General features: G+C 57.5%; 28 protein-coding genes. 9 read left to right on the top strand and 19 right to left on the bottom strand.

Annotated elements, in window-relative coordinates:
- Nucleotide 1: 1 nt before the first annotated feature.
- Nucleotides 2–1,492, top strand: a complete 1,491-nt coding sequence (gene cysN / locus RHSP_RS19310; RefSeq protein WP_004121347.1) for a sulfate adenylyltransferase subunit CysN — start codon at nt 2–4, stop codon at nt 1,490–1,492.
- 153 nt (nt 1,493–1,645) lie between these two features.
- Here cysN and hisC read toward each other — a convergent pair whose 3' ends face one another.
- Nucleotides 1,646–2,704 carry a histidinol-phosphate transaminase gene (gene hisC, locus RHSP_RS19305; protein ID WP_037153057.1) on the bottom strand — a complete coding sequence of 353 codons (1,059 nt, stop codon included), beginning with the start codon at nt 2,702–2,704 and terminating at the stop codon, nt 1,646–1,648.
- Between the two features lie 169 nt (nt 2,705–2,873).
- On the bottom strand, nt 2,874–3,797 hold the full coding sequence (locus RHSP_RS19300) for a LysR family transcriptional regulator (RefSeq protein WP_004121342.1): 924 nt from the start codon (nt 3,795–3,797) through the stop codon (nt 2,874–2,876).
- 179 nt (nt 3,798–3,976) lie between these two features.
- On the opposite strand from RHSP_RS19300, the gene RHSP_RS19295 reads away from it, so the two are divergent.
- From RHSP_RS19295 to RHSP_RS19280, 4 genes are all read left to right on the top strand, one after another.
- Nucleotides 3,977–5,536 (top strand): MFS transporter, encoded by a 1,560-nt coding sequence (locus RHSP_RS19295; protein WP_037153054.1) that lies wholly within the window; start codon nt 3,977–3,979, stop codon nt 5,534–5,536.
- A gap of 241 nt (nt 5,537–5,777) precedes the next feature.
- Entirely contained in the window at nt 5,778–6,119 is a 342-nt protein-coding gene (locus RHSP_RS19290; protein ID WP_004121337.1) for a hypothetical protein, read from the top strand.
- A 416-nt stretch (nt 6,120–6,535) separates the two neighbouring features.
- A complete protein-coding gene (locus RHSP_RS19285; protein WP_004121334.1) occupies nt 6,536–7,597 on the top strand; it encodes a porin in 1,062 nt (353 codons plus the stop codon).
- Nucleotides 7,598–8,007: 410 nt separating this feature from the next.
- Nucleotides 8,008–9,090: a 3-deoxy-7-phosphoheptulonate synthase gene (locus RHSP_RS19280; protein ID WP_004121331.1), complete on the top strand. Its 1,083-nt coding sequence runs from the start codon at nt 8,008–8,010 to the stop codon at nt 9,088–9,090.
- 31 nt (nt 9,091–9,121) lie between these two features.
- Here RHSP_RS19280 and RHSP_RS34800 read toward each other — a convergent pair whose 3' ends face one another.
- The 5 genes from RHSP_RS34800 to RHSP_RS19255 form a co-directional block, all read right to left on the bottom strand.
- Nucleotides 9,122–9,550 (bottom strand): DUF6314 family protein, encoded by a 429-nt coding sequence (locus RHSP_RS34800; RefSeq protein ID WP_276307829.1) that lies wholly within the window; start codon nt 9,548–9,550, stop codon nt 9,122–9,124.
- A gap of 87 nt (nt 9,551–9,637) precedes the next feature.
- Nucleotides 9,638–10,165, bottom strand: a complete 528-nt coding sequence (msrA, locus tag RHSP_RS19270) for a peptide-methionine (S)-S-oxide reductase MsrA (RefSeq protein ID WP_004121324.1) — start codon at nt 10,163–10,165, stop codon at nt 9,638–9,640.
- Nucleotides 10,162–10,611, bottom strand: a complete 450-nt coding sequence (gene msrB, locus RHSP_RS19265; protein ID WP_004121320.1) for a peptide-methionine (R)-S-oxide reductase MsrB — start codon at nt 10,609–10,611, stop codon at nt 10,162–10,164. The genes msrA and msrB overlap by 4 nt, the downstream gene beginning before the upstream one ends.
- A gap of 182 nt (nt 10,612–10,793) precedes the next feature.
- Complete coding sequence (locus tag RHSP_RS19260) at nt 10,794–11,291, bottom strand: GAF domain-containing protein (protein ID WP_004121317.1); 498 nt, start codon at nt 11,289–11,291, stop codon at nt 10,794–10,796.
- A 41-nt stretch (nt 11,292–11,332) separates the two neighbouring features.
- Nucleotides 11,333–12,151 (bottom strand): pentapeptide repeat-containing protein, encoded by an 819-nt coding sequence (locus RHSP_RS19255; RefSeq protein WP_240535470.1) that lies wholly within the window; start codon nt 12,149–12,151, stop codon nt 11,333–11,335.
- A gap of 495 nt (nt 12,152–12,646) precedes the next feature.
- Between RHSP_RS19255 and RHSP_RS19245 the strand changes: the two genes are divergently transcribed.
- Together RHSP_RS19245 and RHSP_RS19240 are read left to right on the top strand one after the other, a co-directional pair.
- Nucleotides 12,647–13,123, top strand: coding sequence for a GIY-YIG nuclease family protein (locus RHSP_RS19245; protein WP_004121313.1), 477 nt, complete (start codon nt 12,647–12,649; stop codon nt 13,121–13,123).
- Between the two features lie 33 nt (nt 13,124–13,156).
- Nucleotides 13,157–13,573 (top strand): hypothetical protein, encoded by a 417-nt coding sequence (locus RHSP_RS19240; RefSeq protein ID WP_037153045.1) that lies wholly within the window; start codon nt 13,157–13,159, stop codon nt 13,571–13,573.
- Between the two features lie 120 nt (nt 13,574–13,693).
- On the opposite strand, the gene RHSP_RS34795 is transcribed toward RHSP_RS19240, so the two are convergent.
- From RHSP_RS34795 to RHSP_RS35650, 7 genes are all read right to left on the bottom strand, one after another.
- Nucleotides 13,694–13,867 carry a hypothetical protein gene (locus RHSP_RS34795; protein WP_157385393.1) on the bottom strand — a complete coding sequence of 58 codons (174 nt, stop codon included), beginning with the start codon at nt 13,865–13,867 and terminating at the stop codon, nt 13,694–13,696.
- A gap of 78 nt (nt 13,868–13,945) precedes the next feature.
- On the bottom strand, nt 13,946–15,184 hold the full coding sequence (locus tag RHSP_RS19235) for a hypothetical protein (RefSeq protein ID WP_004121308.1): 1,239 nt from the start codon (nt 15,182–15,184) through the stop codon (nt 13,946–13,948).
- Nucleotides 15,185–15,190: 6 nt separating this feature from the next.
- Entirely contained in the window at nt 15,191–15,499 is a 309-nt protein-coding gene (locus RHSP_RS19230; RefSeq protein WP_004121306.1) for a hypothetical protein, read from the bottom strand.
- Nucleotides 15,500–15,621: 122 nt separating this feature from the next.
- On the bottom strand, nt 15,622–15,978 hold the full coding sequence (locus RHSP_RS19225) for a hypothetical protein (RefSeq protein ID WP_004121304.1): 357 nt from the start codon (nt 15,976–15,978) through the stop codon (nt 15,622–15,624).
- A gap of 41 nt (nt 15,979–16,019) precedes the next feature.
- On the bottom strand, nt 16,020–16,229 hold the full coding sequence (locus tag RHSP_RS19220; protein ID WP_037153036.1) for a hypothetical protein: 210 nt from the start codon (nt 16,227–16,229) through the stop codon (nt 16,020–16,022).
- The gene (locus RHSP_RS19215) at nt 16,230–16,697 is read right to left on the bottom strand and encodes a hypothetical protein (RefSeq protein ID WP_157385392.1); all 468 of its coding nucleotides are present in this window, start codon (nt 16,695–16,697) and stop codon (nt 16,230–16,232) included.
- An 8-nt stretch (nt 16,698–16,705) separates the two neighbouring features.
- The gene (locus tag RHSP_RS35650; RefSeq protein WP_004121291.1) at nt 16,706–17,440 is read right to left on the bottom strand and encodes a peptidoglycan-binding protein; all 735 of its coding nucleotides are present in this window, start codon (nt 17,438–17,440) and stop codon (nt 16,706–16,708) included.
- 132 nt (nt 17,441–17,572) lie between these two features.
- Between RHSP_RS35650 and RHSP_RS34790 the strand changes: the two genes are divergently transcribed.
- On the top strand, nt 17,573–17,812 hold the full coding sequence (locus RHSP_RS34790; protein ID WP_157385391.1) for a hypothetical protein: 240 nt from the start codon (nt 17,573–17,575) through the stop codon (nt 17,810–17,812).
- A 10-nt stretch (nt 17,813–17,822) separates the two neighbouring features.
- The gene (locus RHSP_RS19205) at nt 17,823–18,635 is read left to right on the top strand and encodes an FkbM family methyltransferase (RefSeq protein ID WP_051074112.1); all 813 of its coding nucleotides are present in this window, start codon (nt 17,823–17,825) and stop codon (nt 18,633–18,635) included.
- A gap of 52 nt (nt 18,636–18,687) precedes the next feature.
- Here the strand turns inward: RHSP_RS19205 and RHSP_RS19200 are convergent, their stop codons facing one another.
- The 5 genes from RHSP_RS19200 to RHSP_RS19180 are packed head-to-tail and all read right to left on the bottom strand — an operon-like array spanning nt 18,688 to nt 24,428.
- A complete protein-coding gene (locus RHSP_RS19200) occupies nt 18,688–20,877 on the bottom strand; it encodes a hypothetical protein (RefSeq protein ID WP_004121286.1) in 2,190 nt (729 codons plus the stop codon).
- Nucleotides 20,878–20,887: 10 nt separating this feature from the next.
- A complete protein-coding gene (locus tag RHSP_RS19195) occupies nt 20,888–21,409 on the bottom strand; it encodes a DUF4376 domain-containing protein (RefSeq protein WP_004121284.1) in 522 nt (173 codons plus the stop codon).
- A complete protein-coding gene (locus RHSP_RS33160; RefSeq protein WP_004121282.1) occupies nt 21,406–22,290 on the bottom strand; it encodes a hypothetical protein in 885 nt (294 codons plus the stop codon). Before RHSP_RS33160 ends, RHSP_RS19195 begins: the two co-directional genes overlap by 4 nt.
- A 9-nt stretch (nt 22,291–22,299) precedes the next feature.
- Nucleotides 22,300–23,043, bottom strand: coding sequence for a DUF2612 domain-containing protein (locus RHSP_RS19185; protein ID WP_004121280.1), 744 nt, complete (start codon nt 23,041–23,043; stop codon nt 22,300–22,302).
- Nucleotides 23,043–24,428, bottom strand: a complete 1,386-nt coding sequence (locus RHSP_RS19180) for a baseplate J/gp47 family protein (protein WP_240535469.1) — start codon at nt 24,426–24,428, stop codon at nt 23,043–23,045. Before RHSP_RS19180 ends, RHSP_RS19185 begins: the two co-directional genes overlap by 1 nt.
- Nucleotides 24,429–24,441 lie beyond the last annotated feature (13 nt).

The raw sequence follows: 24,441 nt of genomic DNA, 5'->3' as shown, positions 1-24,441 counted from the left end.
GATGACCGTAACCGCAAACGTCGTCGCAATGCCTGCTGTTGGGCCCGCCGCCGAGCCGGCCAAGGCAGTTCGCGACTCGCGCCCCCTTCGCCTGATCACCTGCGGCAGCGTCGACGACGGCAAGTCCACACTGATCGGCCGCCTCCTCTGGGATACCAAGGCCGTCAAGGAAGACCAGGCCGCCACGCTGCAGCGCGATTCCACCGGCAAGCAGAACGATCTCGGCCTGCCCGACTTCGCACTGCTGCTCGACGGACTGCAGGCCGAGCGCGAACAGGGCATCACCATCGATGTCGCCTATCGCTATTTCTCGACGGACAAGCGCTCCTTCATCGTCGCCGACACGCCCGGCCACGAGCAATATACCCGCAACATGGCAACCGGCGCCTCGACCGCCGATCTCGCCGTGCTTCTGGTCGATGCACGCATGGGCATCCTCGAACAAACCCGCCGGCATGCGACGATCGCATCGCTGCTCGGCATCAAGCAGTTCGTGCTGGCCATCAACAAGATCGACCTGACGAATTACGACCGCGCCGGCTTCGAGAAGATTTCCAACGAATTCCGCGAATTCGCGCTTTCGCTCGGCGTCAAGCAGATCACGGCCATCCCGATGTCGGCGCTGAAGGGCGAAAACGTCGTCTATTCCGGTGAAGCTGCCATGCCGTGGTATAACGGCCCGACGCTGGTCGAGACGCTGGAACTGGCGACTGTCCGCTCGGCGCAGACGGTCGGTTTCCGCCTTTCCGTGCAGCGCGTTTCCCGCCCGGGCGAAAGCTTCCGCGGCTATCAGGGCACGGTTGCCGGCGGCTCGGTGAAGCCGGGCGACAGCGTCATGATCCTGCCGTCGGGCATGGTCGCAAACGTCTCGAAGATCGTCACCTTCGATCTCGTACGCAACGCGGCAGTAGCCGGCGATGCCATTACGCTCGTTCTCGATCGCCAGGTCGACGTGTCGCGCGGCGACATGATCGTCGCCATCGACAATCAGCCGCAATCCGGCCTCTCCTTCGATGCGCAGATCGTCGCGCTACAGCCGGAAGGGATCGAGCCGGGCAAGCGCTACTGGCTGAAAAGCGGCAGCCGTCGCCAGCGCGTGCAGGTGCAGCCGATCGCACAGCTCGAGCTGAAGACAGGCGCCTGGGCACCGGCGCAGACGCTCTGGATGAATGCCATCGGCAAGGTTCGCCTCACCTTCGACGAAGCCGCCATCTTCGACCCCTATGAGCAGAACCGCGCCACGGGTTCCTTCATCCTGATCGATCCCGAAAGCAACAACACAGTTGCCGGCGGCATGATCACCGGCAAGCGTTCCGACCTTGGCGGCATCCACAAGGAAGGCCAGCGCGTTCTCCTCTCCCTGCCGGCGGACCTCGCCGAGCAGATCATGGCAAGCGACCTCTTCGTCAGCCGCCGCGACGAAACGGAAGTGCGCCGTGTTACCGCGGCGCAGGCTGCGGAAATCTGGGCGAACGCCGCCAGCGATATCTGAGCGCTATCGCATCTGAAGAAAAAGGCGGCGGGCTTGGCTCAGCCGCCTTTTTCATTTGCCGTCTTAAGCACAACACGATTTCGTTTCGGTTGGATTGAGGCCGCTCCCGGTCTTTGACAACAAGCCCCGGAGCAGTCCTTCCGAGGCAGCCAGTCAATGCAATATCTCGCCGAGCGCCGCCAACAGGCGGTCGCACTCTTCGTCGGTGCCGATGCTGATACGCAGGAAGTCGCTGATACGATCCGCCGAAAACCGCCTTGTCAAAATGCCCCTGCTCCGCAGTTCGGCCGTGAGCTCCGCACCTGCCCGGTTCGGATGCCGCGCGAACAGAAAATTGGCGGATGACGGAAGGACATGAAAGCCGAGCGCTTTGAGCGCGACGGCCAGACGTTCGCGGCTGGCGATAATCATGGCGCGATGACGATCAAACCAGTCCCGATCCTTCCAGGCCGCCACGGCGCCCGCCAAGGCGAGCCGGTCGAGAGGATAGGAATTGAAGCTGTCCTTGACCCTTTCCAGAGCCTCGATCAGCGGTCTTTGCCCGACAGCGAAACCGACGCGCAAACCGGCAAGTCCGCGGGACTTCGACAATGTCTGGATCACCAGCAGGTTCGGATATGTCCCGACAAGCGGAACGGCGCTCTCACCACCGAAATCGACATAGGCCTCATCGATGACCACAACCTGATCGGGATGATACTTGAGAAGGCTCTCGATATCGTCCTGCGGCAGGCCGATCCCTGTGGGCGCATTGGGGTTGGGCAGAATGATCGCGCCGCAAGGCTGGCGATAATCATCAAGGCAAATCCGCATCTCCGCATCGACCGGAACCTGCTGGTACGCGATGCCATAGAGGCGGCAATAGGTCGGATAAAAGCTGTAGGAGATATCTGGGAAAAGCAGAGGCCTCTCATGGTTCAGCAACGCCTGGAATGTGTGGGCTAGGACCTCGTCCGATCCATTGCCGACGAAGACCTCATCCTTGTCGATCCCGAAGCTCTCGGCAATTGCTGCACGCAACTCCCGCGCCGTCGGGTCCGGATAAAGCCGAAGCGTATCGGACGCGGCCTTTGAAATTGCCTCCAGGACAAGCGGCGAAGGGCCGTAAGGGCTCTCATTGGTGTTGAGCTTGGTTATCCCGCCTGCGGTCGGCTGCTCGCCGGCGACATAGGGGATCAAGGAATGTACAATAGGACTCCAGAAGCGGCTCATCGTGATTTCCAACCTGACTGCGCAGACCCCGGATCGGCGTGGCAAATCTGCATGGGAAGCCGATACCGTTGCAAAACCAAACTCCTGCGACAACCGTCTCCCAGGCAATTGTGAAAATTATCTCGCCGGGCAACCAAGCGGACTTCAAGCCAATGCAATCGTCTCTGTCTCAGGCGGCAGACGTGCCCGGCAAAGCCTCGCAGCTTTTCGCGAAAAGTCGTTCGCCGAGAAAATCGACGAATACGCGGACCTTGGGTGACAGGTGGCGGCTCGAGGGCCAGAGGACATGGAAATGGCCGGGCTCATCGATGAAATCATCGAGAACGGTTTGCAGCTTGCCTTCGGCAAGCGCACTGCGCACGAGGAAATCCGGCATGCAACCTACCCCGAGCCCGGCGACGGTAGCGCCGCGCACGGCTTCCATATTGTTGCAGGAAAAGGCGGTGCGCATGCGCAGCTCCGGCTCCGCTTCGGGCAGCGTTAGCGGCCATTCCTGCAGCTTGCCGCTGTTCGGAAACCGAAACCGTACCGCCGAATGCTCGTTGAGCGCCCGCGGACAATCGGGAACACCGTGACGCTCCAGATAGCAAGGTGCTGCGCAAAGCAGCATCTGGAATGGCCGCAGCGTGCGCGACATCAGCCGCGAATCCGGCAGATCGCCGCTGCGGATCGCGACATCGACGCCCTCCTCGATCATGTCAACGATACGGTCATTGAAATCGATGTCGAGCTCGACCTCGGGATAGCGTTCCACGAATTCCGGCACCACCGGCAGCAGGAAATGATAGCTGACGATCGGCACGCTGACGCGCAGCCGTCCGCGCGGGACTGCGACGGCCTCAGCGAGCGAGGCCTGGGCGTCGTCGAGATCGTCGAGCACGCGCCGGCAGCGCTCGTGAAATAAGCGCCCCTCCTCCGTCAGCCGGATGCTGCGGGTGGAGCGCTGCAGCAAGCGAACGCCGAGCTGGCGTTCCAGATTGGTCACTGCCTTACCGATTGCCGAGGCTGAAAGACCAAGCACGCGGCCGGCGGCCGCGAAACTGCCGAGATCCGCCGTCCGGACGAAAGCATGCAGGCCACTCAAGCGATCCATGGGCAACTCCATTCGAGCGTTTTCTTCCTGTATATATGGAGAGATAGCCTCATTATCATTCAATTGCAGCAAAACTATCTTGTCCGGGTCATTTGAAGCCCGTGGGCGGCGATGCGCCGCATGCATCCACTCCCAGGAACGCCCACGGCCTCCCTTGCTCAAACCCAACGGAAAACCCGATGACCTCACCCAAGACAAAGGTCGTAAGTCCGACCGAAAAATTCTTCGTTCTCGTCGCGGTCTGCTGCGCCGCAGCGGCTATGCCGCTGACATTTACCGGCCCGGCCGTCGCATTGCCGGCCATCAGCCGAACGCTCGGCGGCAGCCCGATTGCCCTCAACTGGGTGACCAACGCCTTCATGCTGACTTTCGGCAGCAGCCTGATGGCTGCCGGCGCGCTTGCCGACAGCTTCGGACGCCGCCGCATCTTTCTGACCGGTGTCGGCTGCTTTGCGCTGTTCTCCGCTGGGCTGGCTTTTGCCAACGACATCGTCGTGTTCGATATATTGAGAGCGCTGCAAGGTCTCGGCGCGGCAGCCGCCTTTTCCGGCGGCATGGCGTCGCTCGCCCAAGAGTTCGACGGCACGGCGCGCATGCGGGCTTTCAGCATCGTCGGCTCCAGCTTCGGCGTCGGCCTCGCCTTCGGGCCGATCGCCTCCGGCCTGATGATCGACGCTTTCGGCTGGCCGTCGATCTTCCTGCTCGTGGTGGCCTTGGCGCTGCTCTCTCTTGGCTTAGCTTCCTATTTCCTGCGCGAATCCAGCGATCCGAATGCGACCGGGCTCGATTGGCCGGGCGCACTCAGCTTCACGCTTGCGCTGACGCTCTTTACCTATGGCGTGCTGCGCGCACCCGAGACCGGCTGGAGCGATCCGCTGGTCATCGCCCTGCTGGCCGGCGCTGCATTGCTGTTCCTCGCCTTCGGCATCATCGAACGCTCGGTGAAGCGGCCGATGCTCGACCTTACTCTGTTTCGCTATCCGCGTTTCGTCGGCGTGCAGTTGCTGGCGGCGGCACCCGCCTATGCCTTCGTGGTACTGCTGATCCTGCTGCCCGTGCGCTTCGTCGGCATCGAGGGCATGAGCGAGATCGCCGCCGGGCGGATGATGATTGCTCTTTCGGCGCCGCTTCTCATCCTGCCGATCGCCGCCGGTCTTATGGCCCGCTGGTTCAGCGCGGCCACGATCTGCGGCAGCGGTCTTCTCATTTCCGCCGCCGGTCTCTTCTGGCTCAGCCATTTCGCCGCCGGTTCGGCACCGCAGGCCTTGATCGGTCCGCTGCTGACGATCGGCATCGGCATCAGCCTGCCATGGGGCTTGATGGATGGTCTCGCCGTGAGCGTTGTTCCGAAAGAGCGGGCCGGCATGGCGACGGGCATCTTCAGCACCACGCGCGTCGCCGGCGAAGGCGTTGCCCTTGCCGTCGTCAGCGCCATCCTCTCCGCCCTCATCCAATCGAAACTCGAGGCGCCAGCGGGCGAGCAGGCGTCGGCCGCCGCGCAACGGCTCGTCACCGGCGACCTTGCTGCGGCCGCATCGAATGTGCCGACGATCGGTCACGACGCGCTGATTCACGGCTATGGCGATGCCTTCAGCGCGCTGCTCTGGCTTCTGAGCACAATCACGATGATCACCGCAATCGTGGTTTTCTCCTTCCTTGGTCGGGGAGCGTCGAGCGATGTGGTCGAGGATGCCGCCGCATTGCCGGAGGAAGAAGAGCTCCGCACATCGAAGGCCTGAGCAATTTCATGGGCCGGTCGGGGCAACAATTCCTGCCGGTCCATAGCGCCTCGCGACACGACAAGGCGGCGATTCGAAGACCGAAAGGCGCCGAGAGCGCCCGCGCAGCGCAACATAATGTTTCGCAACCACATAAAATGTGCGCGCCCAAAAGCGATAGGCCCCGCTCTTCAGAACGGTGCGAGGCTGGCGTTTGGGCGCGCCGCTGCTATATCATTTCCCCATGATATCAGACCGGTTTTTGAAGATTTTCGCATGGACCTATATCGCGGCGCTCGTTGCCGTGACCTTTGCGCATCTCAACTGGCAAGCCGCCTTCGGCAATCCCTTCGACATCTTCCGCGCCGGGGCACTTTGCCTCGCGGGCATGCTTGCCCGCCTCGCCTACCCGCAATCCCCGTCCTTCACCTGCCTGCTGATGATCGGCAGCGTGCTGGCGCTCTGCCTTTCGCATTTCCTGGCAAACGGCAATTACGGCTCGACGCTCGACATCGTCGTCGGCATGATCAGCGGGTTGTGGGGCATCATGCTCGGCTCGGTGTTGAGCAAGTTGCTAAGCTCGGCCTCCAAGCGAACGGCATAGCATCGGGAAACCCGTCATTCGCTCCCGCCGCCTCAGAGGAATTGCTAGTTCCGTTTGAATGGACCGCGCCGCTCGCTCCGTCTTTTAGTGATTACTCAAGGTATATCCGGGGCGCTTTGAGGCCGCGAAGCCGACCATTGTTTTCCCTAAATGATTATTATGCCACCAATATTATGCAGCACTTATCATATTTGTTCGCATCTGTGGCATTCGTGCAACTATATTTTTTAAATGACGGAAAAGCCGTTCTGAAAAAAATATATCATATAACTTTACAGGAATTCATCTTTAATAGCGACCAGAAGCGGGTGGGGCCCGTTTCTCCCGAGTCGGGGTATTTAAACAGGGATAGGGTTAAGGCACGTCGATTTTCGGCGCGGTAGCCTATGCCCAATCTATATTGGATTGGAGTTTTTATGAACATCAAGAGCCTTCTTCTCGGCTCTGCTGCGGCTCTCGCAGTAGTTTCCGGCGCTCAGGCAGCTGATGCCATCGTCGCCGCTCAGCCGGAACCGCTCGAATACGTCCGCATCTGCGACGCATACGGCGCTGGTTACTTCTTCATCCCGGGCACCGAAACCTGCCTCAAGGTCGGCGGCATGGTCCGTACCGAAGGCAAGTGGTTCAACGCTTACGCTCCGGACACTCATTTCGGCACGCTGTGGCACACCCGCGCTCAGTTGAGCATCGACACCGCTTCCGACACCGAATACGGCCCGCTGAAGACCAACACCCTTATGCGTTGGGATTGGCAGGACGGTGGCTCGACCTCCACGAAGATGGTCGCAGCCTACATCAGCCTCGGCGGCTTCACGGTCGGTAAGCTCGACTCGCAGTATAACTCCTACATCGGCTACGCTGGCAACGTCATCAACGACGACGTCGTCAATGACGGCCCGTACGAACTCAACCAGATCACCTACAACTACGACGCCGGCAACGGCTTCACGGCTGTGATCTCGGTTGAAGACAGCAACTCGGGCACGGGCGCTACCGGCGTCAACGGCGAAGACAGCTCCAACCACTACGCTCCTGACGTTGTTGCCGGTGCTGGCTACAAGGCCGGCAACTTCGGCTTCAAGGTCGTTGGCGGTTATGACTCCATCGTCGAAGAAGGCGCTGTCAAGGCTCGCGTCGATGCCGACTTCGGCGTCTTCAAGGCCTTCTTGATGGGCGGCTGGAACACCAACGGCGACAAGCTGAACAAGTACGCTAATGCGAACGGTTCCGGCGCGGCCTCCGGCATCGGCTGGGGCGACTGGGCTGCTTGGGGCGGCGTGACCGTTCCGATCAACGCAAAGCTGCAGGCTAACGCTCAGGTTGCCTACACCGACTCGAAGATCTTCGCAGCAACCGCAAACCTGCGTTGGAACCCGGTCAAGAACCTCCTGGTTCAGCCGGAAGTATCCTACACCAACTGGGACTCCATCAATCAGGACCAGTGGGCCGGTATCCTGCGCTTCCAGCGCAGCTTCTAAGACCTCTTTCCCGAGGATCTGATCTGACTTGACCCCTGATCGGATGGGGACTGGTCCGGCTTCCAGCGAAGTCGGACCGGTCCTTCCGAGAGGGGGTTTGTCGTTTCATCCGGCGCCATTGCGATGACTTGCGATCATGGCCGGAATGCAGCTTGCGAACCGACTTTTCAGCGGCCAGGCGATCGACGGCAGCGTTGCCTAAGTGCTCGCATTTCTCACCATTAACAGCATCGACAACCAGCTTTTTTTGTCGTAGAGACAGCTCATGTCGAACACCTGCGCATATGCCTCGCGATTTTATTCGTACCGCTGCTCTCAGCGGAGACGGGCCTGTGCGTAGTTAGAAGAGACACGACAGCAAAGACCCGAACAGCCGCTAGTCTACCTGGCGGCTTTTTTGTCGCCACGGTATGACCCTCAAAGGAACCGATACCGTGCTGAATTCCACTGATGACCTGCGCATTGTCGAGATTACGGCGCTGACGCCGCCCTCTCGGCTCATAGACGAAATCCCCCGCGACGAGGCGGTGACGGCGACCGTCACCCAGGCGCGCAATGCCGTTCACAATATCCTGCGTGATGAAGACGACCGGCTGATCGTCGTCATCGGCCCCTGCTCCATCCACGATCCGGCCGCGGCCCATGAATATGCGGCACTACTCAAGGAACAGCGGGACCGCTTCGCCGACGATCTCGAAATCATCATGCGCGTCTATTTCGAGAAGCCGCGCACGACCGTCGGCTGGAAAGGCTTGATCAACGATCCGCATCTCGACGGCAGCTATCGCATCGAGGAAGGCCTGCGCATCGCGCGCAAGCTGCTGTTCGACGTCAACGAGATCGGCCTGCCGGCCGGCTGCGAATATCTCGATACGATCACGCCGCAATATATTTCCGACCTGGTCAGCTGGGGGGCGATCGGCGCGAGGACGACCGAGAGCCAGGTGCATCGGCAGCTGGCATCGGGCCTCTCCTGCCCCGTCGGCTTCAAGAATGGCACGAATGGTGACGTTCGCATCGCGCTCGACGCGATCGTCGCGGCATCGCAGCCGCATCACTTCCCGGCCGTGACCAAGGAAGGCCTTGCCGCGATCGCCTCGACCCGCGGCAACGAAGATTGTCACATCATCCTGCGCGGCGGCAAACAGCCCAATTATGACGCGGCAAGTGTCCAGTCGACGGCGGAACAGTCCCTCAAGGTCGGGCTCGAGCCGCGCATCATCATCGATGCCAGCCATGCCAACAGCAGCAAGAATCCCGAAAACCAGCCGCTCGTCGTCACATCAGTCGCAGAGCAGGTTGCAGCCGGCGACCGGCGGATCAAGGGCATGATGATGGAAAGCAACCTCGTGGCCGGCCGCCAGGATCTCGTGCCGGGCAAGCCACTGGTCTACGGCCAGAGCATCACCGACGGCTGCATCGACTGGCCGACCTCCGTGCGCACGTTGGAAGATCTGGCAAAGGCGGTTCAGGCACGGCGACGGACGCGCTGATACTACCTTCCATTCTGAACATTGGTCCGGGTCAAATACGTCGGTAGTGCGCGAGGCTCAGATAGTTTTTTCTAGGCCCGCGCACATGCCACATCTCCGCCCAGGTGTCGGGGGTGCGAAAGAACAGACGGCCTCGATAAAGATCGGGGCCGCAATGGTGGGTGACGCGCTGCGAGGCGCCTTTGCTGATCCGAATGAATTCCGAAAGATTGGGGAAACGCACGACGAGATCGTGCTCTGCGTCATCGAGCCGGTAAGTACGGCTGCTTCTCAGCGTCGCGTATTCACTTCGCGTGTCGCCGTGTTCCTCGAACCGGACAGGCGTGACCAACGCCTGTCCTTCGAATGTTATAAGGGAGCGGTTGAAGCGATCGATGATCCGCCGCTTCACCTCCCAAGTGCCGAGGAAGAGGTCCAGCCGGCTAGAGCATTTCCGCTTTTCTTCGGACCGCGAAAACACTCTATCTTCTTGTTTCTTTAAGCATTCCGGACGGAAAACCGCTATGCACTTTTCCTGGAAATACTCTAAAGCCGGCCGTTCCTTCCATCAGGAGGCTGCGCGCTGTGCTGCGTCGGCCTGCCGGCGCGGAAGCTTCCAACCGGGCCGGGCAAAGTGGCAGGTATAACCGTTCGGATAGCGCTCCAGATAATCCTGGTGCTCCGGCTCGGCTTCCCAGAAATCGCCGACCGGTGCGACGTCTGTCACGACCTTGCCGGGCCACAGGCCGGAGGCGTCGACATCAGCGATCGTATCGAGCGCGACCTGCTTCTGTTCTTCGCTGGTGTAGAAGATCGCCGAGCGATAGCTCATGCCGACATCGTTGCCCTGGCGGTTGCGCGTGCTCGGATCGTGGATCTGAAAGAAGAATTCCAGCAGATCGCGATAGCTGATCTTCTGCGGATCGAAAATGATCTCGATCGCCTCGGCGTGCGTGCCGTGGTTGCGGTAGGTGGCGTTGCTGACATCGCCGCCGCTATAGCCGACACGCGTCGAGATGACGCCATTGTAGCGCCGGATGAGATCCTGCATGCCCCAGAAGCAACCGCCGGCGAGAACTGCACGTTCCGTTGTCATCTTACATCCTCCACTTGATCGATATAGGCACCATAGCCCTCCGCTTCCATTCGGTCACGCGGCACGAAGCGAAGCGAGGCGGAATTGATGCAATAGCGCAGGCCACCGCGATCGATCGGGCCGTCCGGAAAAACATGGCCGAGATGGCTGTCGCCATTTGCCGAGCGCACTTCGACGCGCATCATGCCAAGCGACAGGTCGGTCAGCTCGCTGACATTGGCGGGTTCGATCGGCTTGGTAAAGCTCGGCCAGCCGCAGCCGGAATCGAATTTATCCGCAGAAGCAAAAAGCGGCTCGCCCGAGACGATATCGACATAGATGCCCGACTGCTTGTTGTAGAGATATTCGCCGGAGCCGGGACGTTCCGTGCCGCTATGCTGCGTCACGCGATACTGCTCAGGGGTAAGCTTGGCTATGGCTTCTGCCGTCTTGCTGTATTTGCCCATTCTTGTTCTCCTTGCCCCTTGGCACGCATTCCGGGCTTGGCCGAGTGTCCTGCAGAGGGACGCGAGAGGGCCGAAGAAGCTCGATCAGCGCTAAGGGAGTGGTTGCTGAGCCAATATAGGCATTGCGCCATCGATTTGCCATATCGATCACGACTGCGTGACGCCGCTACTCATCTGGCTTTTCAGAGGCTCGTTTCGCACGAGGCGACGTAGATTGCCGCAAGCGCCTCGATGCCGGCTTGGTCGTCGCGATCGAAACGGCCTGGAAGCGGGCTGTCGAGATCGATCACGCCGAAGACCCTTCCATCGCGAAAGAGCGGCACGACGAGCTCCGAGCGCGAGGCAGCATCACAGGCGATATGTCCAGGAAAGGCATGCACATCCTCGACAAGGATCGAATGCCCCTTCTCTATCGCCGTTCCGCAGACGCCGCGGCCGACGGCAATGCGCACGCAGGCCGGTTTGCCCTGGAACGGGCCTAGCACCAGCTCGTCGCCGTCGCGCAGGAAATAGAAGCCGGCCCAATTGAGATCCGGCAGCATCTGGAAGATCAGCGCCGATGTATTGGCGGCATTGGCGATCGGATCGTTCTCGCCTGCAAGCAGGGCATGCAGCTGGAGCGCAAGCTCGCGATAGAATTCGGGCTTGCTATCGCTCTGGATCGCCTTCTCTGCAAACATCACATGTCGCCTTCTCTAAGGATCTCTTCCCGGCAGCCGTATCAGTCCTTGTCATCCGGGTCATCCGGTGAGCAAGGCCAGGCGGCGGGCGCCGTCAGCCACAATGGCAACTTGGTGGCATTGTCCCCACAGGCCAGGTTGAGCTGCGCCTGCTGGAGCCCCGTCGCATTCGACAGGTCCAGCCCCTCGATGCGGGTCAGATACATGAAGGCGCCGCTGAAGGAGACCGGCCCCTGGATCACCGCGCCGCTGAGCGTCGCGCGCGAGAGGTTTGCGAAGGAGAAATTCACGCCTGACAGCACCGCCTTGTTGAAATCGGCGCGGCCGAGCTCGGCCTTCTGAAAATCCGCATTGGCAAGTTGCGCGTCGCCGAATTCGGCCCGCTGCAGCTCGGCATTGGCAAATGAAGCACCATTGACGGACGCATTGCTGAAATCGGAACGATAGGCTTCTATCTTCTTGAAATTCGCGCCATCGGCATGGGCATTCTTCAGCCAGGCACGCACCAGCGTCGCCTTTTCGAGATTGGCCGATGTCAGGTTTGTATCGCTCAGATCGGTGCTGTCGAAATGGGCGCCCGCCAGGTTGGCGCCGTGCAGGTCGCTGTTCTGCAGCATGATGTTGGTCTTGCTGCACTTGCTCCAATCGAGACCCGGCGCTGCGACGTTGCCGCAATCGGCGGCACGCAGGGCATTGCCGCTGGACGCCAGAAGAAATGCGACACTCAAGGCCGATACGCCAAGGCCCGTCGCAATCCCCAGCCTGCGCCCGACGATAGCGCGAGACCACAGGCCATGACGCGGCTGCCGACGCACGTACCGCTCCGCTGCCGATTCGGCCATTCCTTCAGCAAGACTCATACCATTCCTCCGCTTCAACGCGCGCAAACCATCCCAAGCCCGAGTCGGACGCATGCGTCCTCCCTTTGTATATGGTGCTTCGTACGACAAAAAGAGCCGGCCTTGCAAAAGCATGCCTGAAAAGCGAACGGATGCCGGCCGCGATGGAGCAAGAGCGTAATCCCCGGTCTTCGGCGCCATGGCGCAAACGTCGATATCGCTTACCGCCGTCGCAGGGCGCCTGTCTGCCATTCCGGGCAGCCGCGGCAGCAAACGAAGCTGACACGCCCGATCCTGCGATCGGGACTGGAGAAAGCGTCTTTTTGAGGATTTTTCGGGAAAAAGATCGGTAATTTAGGCTGGTCGGAGTGGAGTGATTCGAACACTCGACCCCCACGTCCCGAACGTGGGTAGGGCTCTCCAAAGCTCGGCAACGCAAGGGTTTTCAGCTAAGGTTACCGACGTTTGTTCCAATGATGTTCCGCGAAGCTGTGCGGAAACTGTGCGGGGATGCCTATGGGATACGTCTATGATCGACTTCAGGAAATTGAAAATAATCCAAAAATCAAGTCAAAAAGACTAAAGGCCAAAAAGGAAATTATCGAAAGCGTCTTGCAGAGCGAAGTGGATTTCGAAGCCCAAACTGGGCACGTCTATTTTATAAAAATGGGCGATTTCGTAAAGATAGGATATTCGGGCGGCCTGCTGTCTAGAATTAAAAATCTTGAAGTTGGATTTCCAGAGCCATCTGAATTATTGGCCACAATACCGGGCACCAAAAACACAGAAGCATACTTTCACAAAATCTTTTCCAGCCTGCGCGTCAAAGGCGAATGGTTTAAATTCGAAGGCGCACTGAAAGCATTTGTCTCCATTGCAGCAATATCCACTCTGCCAGAGATATCGACCGTTAAGAAGCTTAGCATTGCGGAAATTGAAGCGGCGAAAGAAGGCCCGTGGCGAAAGCCTAAGCGAAATTCAGGACGCATTTAATTGCGTGTTCCGCAATGTTCTAGGAGAACGGAAATGCAGATGATTGAGAAAGTCGGATGGGCTATATCGAATGTGGCACTTTGGTCCAGAATCAACGATTGGTCTTCCGACAAGGCCGACGGATTTCCAATAGAGATTTGCCGCTACGGGATCGATGGAGAGCCTGAAATCGTTGTGGTTCGCAGATTTCCCCGTGATGTGGGCGAAACCCAAGCCCTGACTATGGTAGTCATGGAAGAGCGCGCTAGAGCTGCCATTGAGGCGATACGAGAGCCTACGGCCTTGATGGTTGCCGCCGGACTCCTCCAAAGCAATAGGGATGATATCGACCTGACGGAAAATGAAGTGGCAGGAATTTTCCAAGCGATGCTCGACGCAGCACTTCAGGAAGGCAAGGAGACGGGAGGATTAGGGGGGATTTTGCTGAAGCCTAGAGGCGGGGCGATTTGATCGCGGGCTTCGTGGCGTCTTCCTTGGGCGGAAGATTGCATACGGTGATCCTATAGCGGTCACCGTTGGACGTGCGGACTAGGCCGCTACCATGACAGGCGGGGCAAGAGCGATTGCCGATCATTGCTCCCACCTGAGAGCGCCGGCAAGCTCGCGAATAGCTTCCACTATCCATTGGGCCGGTACTTTGCCATAGGATAGATTGCCGATCCGGAACTCATAGATGGGTTTCTTGCCGTCCTTCCGGACGATGATCTTAATCTCGGGAGGGTCTTCGTCTGGCGTCTTTTGCATGAGACGATGGCCCTTTGCGCAGAATGATGAGAACGAGACATAGGAAAAGAAATGTGAGGAGCGCGCCGAGGCGCGGCCTCATGTCGTATGCCAGCCGGCCGGCACCCTTACGATGGGCTTAGGTGGCGTCTGCGGGTCTTCGAGCTGAACAGGCATCCGCTCCCTGAGCCACCAACGAGAATGAAGCAAATACATCCATTGCTGGGGCGGCTCGACAACGGCGCGGAGGTCATCGGCATATTCGGAATAACCGGGTACGCTTCCATTTGCGAGGACGTGTCCAGGGTTGCCACTTACGTGATAATGGCCGAATTGGATCAGATCAGGCTTCCGGCCGATGCTTGCTTGTTGTGCATCGATCTTCTTTGACCCGCGAACGATTGGGAGCATTGGGCCAGCAAAACCCATACCACCTTTCGTGCCAATCTTGTCGCCGTGGCTCGAGAAGACGGTTCTGCCGAAAACCGGCGTGATTTGGTCTTTTGCATCGCTTTGCTGGAATGTGACCCTATCGTCTCCCTCGAAGCGCTGAGCCACCATAGAAACGATCAGGCTGTCATAGGACAGGCGAGCATAGAGCTTCGCCGTCGGCTTATGTGTGGTGCGTCCGTGATTTCCAGGCACTCCCACCACATGGACGCGGCCATAGGTGTCCCTGAGATGGCGTATCCCCGCCACGCATTCTTCAGCAACCGCGAGGCACTGCTCATGCGAAGTGAGAGCGTTCGTCATTTTCAGTTCGTCATGGATATCGCCGCTGATCAGATCCCCCGCCAGGGCAAGCAGAACGCCCTCACAATCCGTATCGGAGGCCCATCGTTGACCGATGGTACATACCGCAGCGAAATAGCGGCGCAGCCTCTGACGGCAAATTTCTGGGTTGAAGGCATTGATCCCGAGGATTTCCGCGGCGGATATGACCTCACCCATGTGGATGTCTGAAACCAGCGCTCCGATTACACTCTTGCCGCGCCGACTGGTGCGCGTGTCCAGTATCCAGTCCGGAATGGTGAAGGGAACGCCGCGGATGCCGGAAAGCTCGGAGACAAGATGCTCGGCATCCGCAAGCTCCCTCTCCGAAGCCGTATGTTTCTTGCGCCAAAAAGCGGCGTCCCGAAGCTCGGTGCGTGAAGGTTCTGGGTGCGAAGGCGCCGGACTATCCTTTTTCAGGCCTCGTTTCTTGGCCTTCTGCAGTCGCCGCTTTATCCAGTGCCAATCATGGCCTGAGGCGATGGAAGCGGCTCGGATCGTTTTATGCTCATGCATGAGCGCAATTGCATAAAGGCAGTCTTCGTCTGTCAATGGGGGTGTTGGCATGTGCCGTTACTCCTGAGAACCGCGGGAACGGCGGGAAGATGGCAGGCTTTGGAATAGGCTATCGATCCGGCCGCCGAGCCCCTCGATCGCCCGGAGAACCTGATCCGTGGTTTCTCGGTGGCCAGCCTTCGATATGTAGGTCTCGGCCACGTGAGTTTTATAATCGGCGAGTTCTTTGGTGGTGGCCGCAACTTTTGTCTCGACCTTCTCGACTTCTGCCCGGAAGAACTTCCAAACCGCAAAAGCCGTAACGATGATGGTAACAATCCCTCCGGCCACCATCCATAGATTTTCCCAAGTCAATGAGACATTCATCCGCCGCGCCCTTGATTGAATGTATGAAGATGTCCCTCAAGGGACGCTCGACCACGCCAAGAGCAGGAAAGCTCCCAGCGTGGCTATGGAGATGATGAAGCCGAGAATCTGAAGGCGAGCGATCACGAGCCTATTGGCTTCTTCGCCCTTAGGCGTCCGTAGAGCGTGACGGCAATGCCGGCGAGTGGGACGGCTAGGGAGACAAGCAGCTCTTGAGTGCTAGCGTTCACGGTCACACCGAAACCGGCAGCAGCGAGACCGGCTGCCGTGATGATCTGGCCCCAGATGATGCGGGACTGCCACCACGGCTCGTTGTTGGTCGAATGCAGGATGGAATTGGCGACAGATTCGGCAACTGGAGTGAGCGCCTCGATCAAAGCCGGAATCGAAGACTTCTCGGCCTGAACATTAGGATCAACCACAGTAGCGGCCACAGCAGCCGCCATCTGCGATTTGATCTGGGTTTGGATATCGGCCATTTGGTTGAATCCTTTCGGGTATGGCGCGGCAGGTGACCGCTTTATGCCAAAGGGGCCTGAAGAGCCGCCGAAAGCGCCTGATGGCTCGACTGGAGGGCTGTGCGCTGTGCATCGGTCAACGGCTGCTTCATGAAGACGAGCTGATAGAAAGCACCAATGGCCGGCCCAATGTCCTGACCGAGTGCCTGAAGGAGGGCGAGTGCCGAACCGACGATCTGAAGGTCGGCGAGGATTGCGTCAGCAGTGACCATTTACTTTACTCCGTTTGTGGCTGCGATCTGTTCGGCAGCACTGATTGCGGATTTGAGGGTGTCATAGGCGGCTGAAATGCCAGAGCAGGAAGTCTGGCCCGCAGCCGTGCAGACGTTGAGCTGATCTTGAATGCTCTTCAGGGCCGTCTCTACGGCCTGATCAGCAGCTTGCAGTTTCTGAACGATGACCTTTTGGGCGCAGAGACCGTTTGCGTTCGTCACTTTGTCCGAGCCGAGGCACGGATTCTTGTCATAGAGGGCTCGATAGTTCTTGGCCGGGGCCAGGAACAAGGTGTCATAGCCAGACATGGCTTTATCGATCGTCGTCTGGTTGATCGAGAAATTGTTGATTTTCTGAAGAGCGCCGCACGAGGCAAGCGAGACCGTCATGGCGGCTACTGCCACCAAGCTAAACATGCGCATTGGATTGTCCTTTGATGTTGAGGGGGCTTTTGCCGCGAGCCGCACGGCCGGTATCAAGCTGCTAGAGCTGCGAGCGTCTTCGGGCCGGCGATGCCGTCTGCAGAAAGCCCCGACGCGCGTTGGAAGGCCAGAACGGCTGATTGGGTGCCATAGCCGAAGATGCCATCCGGATTGCCGGGCTTGTAGCCGGCGGCGACGAGGCGCTGTTGAAGTTGCAGGACGGAAGCGCCGCGTTCACCGCGCTCGAGGATGCCATCGGCCATTGCGGGATCCGGCATGTTTGCCCCTATCCCGCCGCTGGCATAGATGCCTTGGGAGATCAGCCTAGCCTCATCCTTCCGGCGCGCGACCAGACCCGCAAGAACCCTTCCGTTCTGTGTTACCGCGGTTGTCAGCAATCTCGTGCCGGCGAGATCATACTCGGCCGCCTTGATCGCCGTCGCCCATGTCCAGGCGAGAGCCCCTGCTCCACAATTGAACACGACCGATGTTGCGCCATCGAATACGGTCTGAGGCGTCATGCGGCCCGTGAGGAAGCGATCGACCGCGGCGCCATACTCCTCGTCTGAGACGAGCTGTAGAACGGCGTCGGATTCCGCCTTCGTTATCGTCGCGCCGGGGCCGAACTTCTGACCGGGGCGGTTCTTGCTCCACCATTCACGGAAGGCAGCCGATGCCCATGTGAAGCCGGTACCAATCGTCCCCACGCCGCCCGGATCGGCATACCAAGACGCAGAGAAGCCTTCGTGCAGCCGAATATCGGCCGCGCCGCTGGGAGAGAGACGCATTTGATTGCTCCAATGAAAAAGGCGCCCCGAAGGACGCCTGGATTTGAATGACTGAGAACGCGGCTTGACTTTAATCGGTCGGGTCGATTGATTGTGCCGAAGAAATGTCTTTAGAATCCAAGTGAGGGATCCGTGAAAGTCGTTACTGAAGACCAATTCGATGCGTTAGACGATATCACGATTATCCATCGTCCTACCGGCACCAAAATTTCTGCATATGACCGAAGCGCCCCACAAGGCACAATTTCCGTTACAATCAAACCAGGAGACGGCCTCGACTCTTATTTAAAACACGCAATAAGAGATGCCGCTATGCCAATTTTGAGACGAATGATCGCCACAAATGAGACGGCGAATAGTTCCGGAAATTGAAAGTTATCAGATGGCAGATGGCCAACATAAAGAAGAATTTATGAGACTGAATCACTCTATGTTATTTAGCAGTTTCGATAGAAATCTAATTTATGATCTCGGAATGAATCATGGCGAAGATTCCCTCTTCTATTTGGAAAAAGGTTTCAGAGTTGTCGCCGTTGAAGCAAATCCGGTCATCTATTCAAAGATGATAAAAGAGTTTTCCAATTGGATAGAAACTGGGAAACTCGTTATCCTTAATGTTGGAATTTGGGACAGCCAAAACAAGCTAACGTTCTACAAGAACTTGGATAATGACCACTGGAGTTCTTTCGACGCTGGCTACGGTACCAGAGGGGGGACCAGATACGAAGAGGTAGAAATCGATTGCATTACTTTGCCAATGCTTTTGGCAGAGCACGGAACGCCATATTACCTAAAAGTTGATATTGAAGGTGCCGATAAGATCGCCATCAGCTCTCTCGCTTCTGCCGACGTTCTTCCCGCTTTCGTCTCGGTAGAGGAATATGGTGCCAAGTGCATAGAGGATCTTAGGGACCTGGGATACGACCGATTCAAGATCGTTCCACAAGGCAATAAATCCTCCATGAACCCCGCGCCGTCACCTGCGCGTGAGGGGACCTATGTAGAAAGATGGTTTAGTGGCCGAGATACCGGTCTATTCGGGTTAGAGCTTCCTGGAGCTTGGCTGCCGTTCCAAGAGGCATATAGCATTTTCACGTCTACAATCAGAGATTCATCGTATTCGTATATAGGCCCCGAAAATGAATGGTTCGACGTCCATGCGACCAATACTCGGGTTGACGGAATTGACAATTAGCCACTAGGTGTTGCCGTTCACCTTACTTTCTTTGTTTGGACTGCCGCGCAACTCAATATGCGCGGCAGGAAATTTCAATAAAAGAAGACGAATTGAAATTCGCCGCTGCGCCGGTCGATTGCGCAAAATTGGCGAATGTTGCGCTTGTCGTGCTGAATGCCGTTTGTTTCACCGTATATGCTCCGGACGTAGCAAGATCGCTGGCAGCACATTGCCAAACTGTGGGTGCCGCTGGGAGCGTAATCGTTCCTGTTCCCGTTGAGCACCCAGTCCCTACACCCAGAATGAATCCGGCGACGTTGTTGCCGTTAATGGTCGGTGACGTGCAAAACCCACTCGCAACGGCTGGTTTCTGAGTGGAGTTTGATAGAGTTACCCCGTTGGAGAAGTAAATATTCCCCAATGGCGCAACAGCGCTGTCCAACAACAATTCAGAAAAATATGTCCCCAGAACAGCCGATCCACTTGATTGATACCCGCGAACGGAAACCTGATTCAATCCGCCTGATTGCGCAAAATTAATTGCGCCACCCGTCAAGTTATTTTCTACCATGCTAATGGTATTCGATGACGGATTGCACGCGCCTGAATTGTCAAAGACGACTCCAACTGGCGACGCCTGGAGGGTGTTCGACAAATTGACATTCGTGATCAGATTTTGCGCCGAACAAATGCTAATAAGCGGGCCGGTAGCTATCGCAAAAATCATGCTGTCATTGATGACGGTACCGCCTGCATAGCCCTGCAATCGAACAGCGTTTGAGATCGCACCCTCAAATTGAGATTGAATAAAGTTGCCAGTGCCACCCGTATCTACGAACAACGCATATTTATATCCTGCCGCTGGCAGTGTCGAAACCCACGGGTGCAAATTGCTCCATTCAGCAAATGAGTTTGCGCCACCCGCTGCGCCATACGTGCGAACGCCAGAATAGGTATTTGATGCCGCTCTGCCGCAATCTTTTACGATGATATTGCTATGGCGGCTATCATGCGGGCCACCGAAGTCCATCCCATCATAAGAACATGTATCAATTGTAAGATTGTTGACATATCCTTCCATTGCGGTGTTGGCATCGGTCCACTCCGATTTCCAGGCCGTGCCAGGGCAATTATCAATGCCGACATTCTGGATGATTTCGCGATAACCCCAAAACGAAAAACAGCTATTGCCGGCTGTCGTGGTATTATTCGCCATGTTGCCGTCGATAGTCAGATCGAACAGCCCGAAATCATGGGTTCCCTGGCCAATCGGATTTGCTGGGATGGTCCCGAACAGGGAGCCATTGCCATCAGCGATGACGGTTGATGCGTTGGCGCCATTTTTCTGTTTGATGAATGTCGTATTCATCCCGCCGCCGCGCAAATAGACGCCATTTTTGATGACGACGTTTTGAGCGAAAACCACCCCATTCGGAAGGCGCAACGTGCCGCCACCAGCAGCAGAAATATCGCTAATAGCTTGATTTAGTTGCGTACTATTATCCGCGTTTGCGGTGCTAACTCCCCAATCTCCCGCGTCTTTTACATCTTGCAATCGTGACGTGATCGTGCGGGACACCGCATTTGGCAATCCATTCAGATATTGGCATCCCGTAAGCAGAGACCCGGTGCCATTCGCCCAACACGCTAGATCACCGACGTTAGACGTTGCCGGACCTCCAACGATATTTCCAGAGGTCGGAAACACCTGCGTCACACCGCCGACCGTCACGCTGCTGAAAGACTGGGGGGCACTCCATGTATTCGTCCCGTTTAGCAGGGGAACATTCGGTCCGCTCGTCCCGGTATTCTGGCCTGCGGCAGTGCCAAGCGCGCCGCCATCGATAAGTGCAGTGCCGCTGGTATTCCCCCACTTGGCAATGTTGCCTACTGCCGTGGTGGCGGGGCCGGTGATGGTACCCGCACCAATAGGGCCGAACGTGATATTCCCAGCCTGATAATAGAGCCCCGTTGAGGTCAGCCAAATATCGCCGTTATTGGGCGACGCTGGGGCTACACCCTGCAGAAAACTAAAGCCGGCAGATTGAGTCGTTGACGCGGCCGTCGTTAACTTGCCGAGCATCGTGCCCCCGGCTTGATTTAGAGGGGTATAGCCGAGATAGTCTTGCTTCGAAGCAAAATAGCCATTCCATTGCCCTGCAGTGGGCACCTGACCATAGCTGAGATTGGGACTCGACTGAGCAAAAGCAATCGTTGGCAGCAGCATCGCCAAGGCGATGAGGCGGGAAATAAACTTCATTGAATGGTCCTCAAGCCCAAATGATTGCCGCAACGGCATCGAGCGAAGCGGATGCGTTAACTGCATCTGTCAGTTGAGCCAGTTTTTTTTGGCAATCGATGACGTGCGCCTTCCCGTCTGCTCCAGCCTGTTGGATCTGGACGCCATCGTGAGAGCGGAATGCCCAAATGCCGTCCTTATCGGCGCACCAAAATGGCGTCGTCCATCCATTGGGTAGATCTGGCAGCAGGCTATCAGTGACCGATCCCATAAGATTGATCTGATCCTTGATTGCGCTAGGATAGCTATAGGAGGAGCCAAGCGCGGACGACTGAAACCCGCCAAGGATGGCCGCGGCACACGCACCATTAAGGATATCGATGCGGTCGGCTTTTGCCATTGATAGCGCTCGTTCCTGATAGGAGCTGACATCGATATCTGGCTCGACTTCATATCCGGTGATGGCATCATTCTCATCCCGTATTTCCGACACCATCGTAGCGCCGAGAGCGTGCAAGATTGCATCGTCCCAATCGGTCCCATTCAGTTTCATGGTTCAATTTCTCCGAAAATCAGAGTTGCTTTGTTCGTAGTCGGAAGGCCAGATAGGTCAGAGTTGGTTGGGTTAAAAATGCCAACCCACGCCAAGGCATCGTTCCGAAGGAAAGATAGAGAACATGCCAGCGTGCCGGCCGAAATGCCGGTCAAAATAAGTGACGGTGTCGATGCTCCACCAATCGATCCTGGCGCTCCAGTCGCCGTTTGAGTATAGGCGGTGCTCGGGCCAAAGTCGGCGTTCGTAGAGCCGATAGTCATCCGGCCTATTGCTGGACCATTGTTCGATTGGGCATTCAGAACCAAAAGCTGGAAATTGCTCCAGACCAATATATTGCTGGTGGCTGAGCGCTTGGTGTAGTTGAAGCCGCTCCAGGGTGTTGCCGTAACGCCGGTACCCGAAGTGCTCATGGATACTCGCGTCGTATTCGTGAACGAAACGACATTGTTCAGCGATTTCGAGGCAACCGTACCTTGGAACAGCACCCATCCGGTCGGATTGGAGTCCGGATTGTTCGTGTTGTTGTCGATCGAGCTGACCCAGAATTGGCCGGCCGTCGTCGATTCAAGCGTGGCCCCCCTCGGATATCCCCCGATGGCTGTCGAGAAGGCAGAATCGAAGATGCCGCTACCGCCAGCAGCTTGCCATTGCGCCCATAGAGTAATCTGGTTCAGGATGCCGTTCATGTCCTGCCCGAAAGGCGGAACACCACCCGAGCCTACTGGGAGGAAGTTTAGTGGCGGGAATCCGTCGGTGAGTGACGCGGCACCGTTCGTGATCCCGATCTGCGATGCCTGCGGAATGGCGCGGATATAGCCAGCGCCCGCATTGTTCGCGAAGGGGATCGCAAACTTATTGGGAATTTGAGAAAGCTGCATTGATGGCCCCTAAAGGGTGACAACCGAAGCTGCGACACCCGTCGACTTCGGCAAAACACCAGATTGCTGGACAATGGCGAGTTCCACTGGAGACAGCTGGAACTCGAAGGTGTAAGTCATGGTCATCGTTGCGATGGGAGAGCCGCTATAGAACGATGCCTGATTGAAGCCCTGCGCATTGGTGGATTCGGCAAATCCGAACCATGCGCCGGTATGCGATCCCTCGGTGACATACGCATTCCCGCGATTGGGGAAGAGCATCATCAGAATATGGTTGATGGCGGGTATCGAGCCATCGGTGATGTTCGCCGCGGCCTTGGCATAAATCAGCGTTCGATAGGCTTGATCTGACAGCGAAAAGTTGCTGGTTAGCGAAGCGCCGCTATAGAACGATCCCTGTCCGAAAGTCCAAGACCCCGGAGATGCTTCATTGAAGCCAAACCAGTTGCCGACCTGAACCTTTAGGACGCGATTTACGCCTACTATGCGGCCCCATATATTTAATCCTTCGCCTTGGGCGGTAGCCACGTTCATAATGGCGTCATAGAAAGCATCCAGATTCTGCGTCTGGTCGATGTAGTCGTTGAGATTGGTGATCAGCGTCGTCAATATTTTTGAATTTGCATATTGACTGATTACTGTGTCCCAGACCGAAAAACTGGGTTGCGTCCCGATCAGGCTGACGCCGATCTCAAATTGCCCTATACCGTTGGGAATGCCAGCGGGTGGGCGTGGATACGGAACGTCAGTCATCAGATCAACGTCACAACGATGTTGTTGGCGGATACCGTCGGTACCTGATTGATGCGAACTGCGATCTCAAACAGGTTCGCGATGGCGGATTGCATCGACTCTGAACCCACGGTCTGGCTGGCCGAGATCGTATAGGTTCCCGTTCCGCCAGTTCCCGTACCAAGCGCGGTTATCGTTGTCCCCACAATCAGATTTCCGGTGACATCCGAAATGGTTTGACCGACCGCCAGCGTTCCCGAACTGACGGCCGACACAGTCAGCGTCGTTCCGGAGATGGATCCAGTGAAAGAAGCCGAGGCATTGTTGACTGAGCCGATCTCAATCGAGACGATCTGCGCCCAAGACCCGAGAGCGGCCACAGGCGCATAGAACCGGCTGGCAAGCAACGTTCCGCCGATCTTGGCGCGTGGACCACCATCGCCACCGGAGAATGCACTGATGATCGCATTCTGGATTAGCGTCCCCGCATTCGCCGGCACCAGTGTCGAGTTGACGATATTCACCGCAAACAGGATTGGAAGCGGCGGCGGAACCTCGAAAGACACGGTATAGGCCGGATATGGCGGCACATATCCTGGGCTGGTATCCAGGACCGTTACGCTTGTGTTGCCGTTATAGGCGCATCCCGGCGCCTTCTTTGACCAAATGGCCTGCCCTATATCCTGTGCAGCTCCGCCGACTACCGAAACATACAGGGAGTTTGGGTAGACAGAGACGCCGCCGATTGTCTGAGGGCTATTCGTCGAATTTTCTGTGACGAACGCGTCAATGACATTCGGAACTGCCAAGACCGCGCCGAGCACGGACGGAAGCGAGCCAATGGAGTTCAGAGCAACGGACGCTGCCCGCCGCGCTTCGAAGGCTGACCGGCTTTCAACATTGTTCCCAAGCACGCCATCCGCTGGGTTGGTGATCGAATCCCAGCCAGGGATGCTGCGATAGATCTGGTTCAGCGTACCTTCAGGGCAAGAGATCGGACCCGGAACGGAGCATTCAAAGGTCAACGTGATGTTGCCAGAAGCCGGAATAGTGCCAGCTTCCGTGCAAATGTACTGATTGCCATCCGCAGCGACCACCAGTGACCCGACCGGGATAACCACGCCTTGCAGGCCGGTGCACAATGCCTGAACAACGGTCGGCTGTGCCGGATTGCGCTCGAGGAAGTATATCCGCGCTAAGGCATCCTGATATCGACCAGAGGCATAGGCCGGATCGAATTGCTGTGTCAGGAATAGGAAGGTCTGGTTGACATTATCGACTACCGCAGCTTCCGAAGACGCGAGCTGACCTTGTGGCGTATTGAGCGCCGGGTTGAGATTCCCTCCGAATGCAGAATTGATGTCTTCGGTAACGCCGGTCAGCACCTGAGATGCAGACGGAATCACGAAGCCGTTCGGC

It is taken from the genome of Rhizobium freirei PRF 81 (genome assembly GCF_000359745.1).
GTDB classification, from domain to species: Bacteria; Pseudomonadota; Alphaproteobacteria; order Rhizobiales; family Rhizobiaceae; genus Rhizobium; species Rhizobium freirei.
Note: the sequence above shows the minus strand (reverse complement) of the source record. Positions and strands in the feature narration are given on the sequence as shown.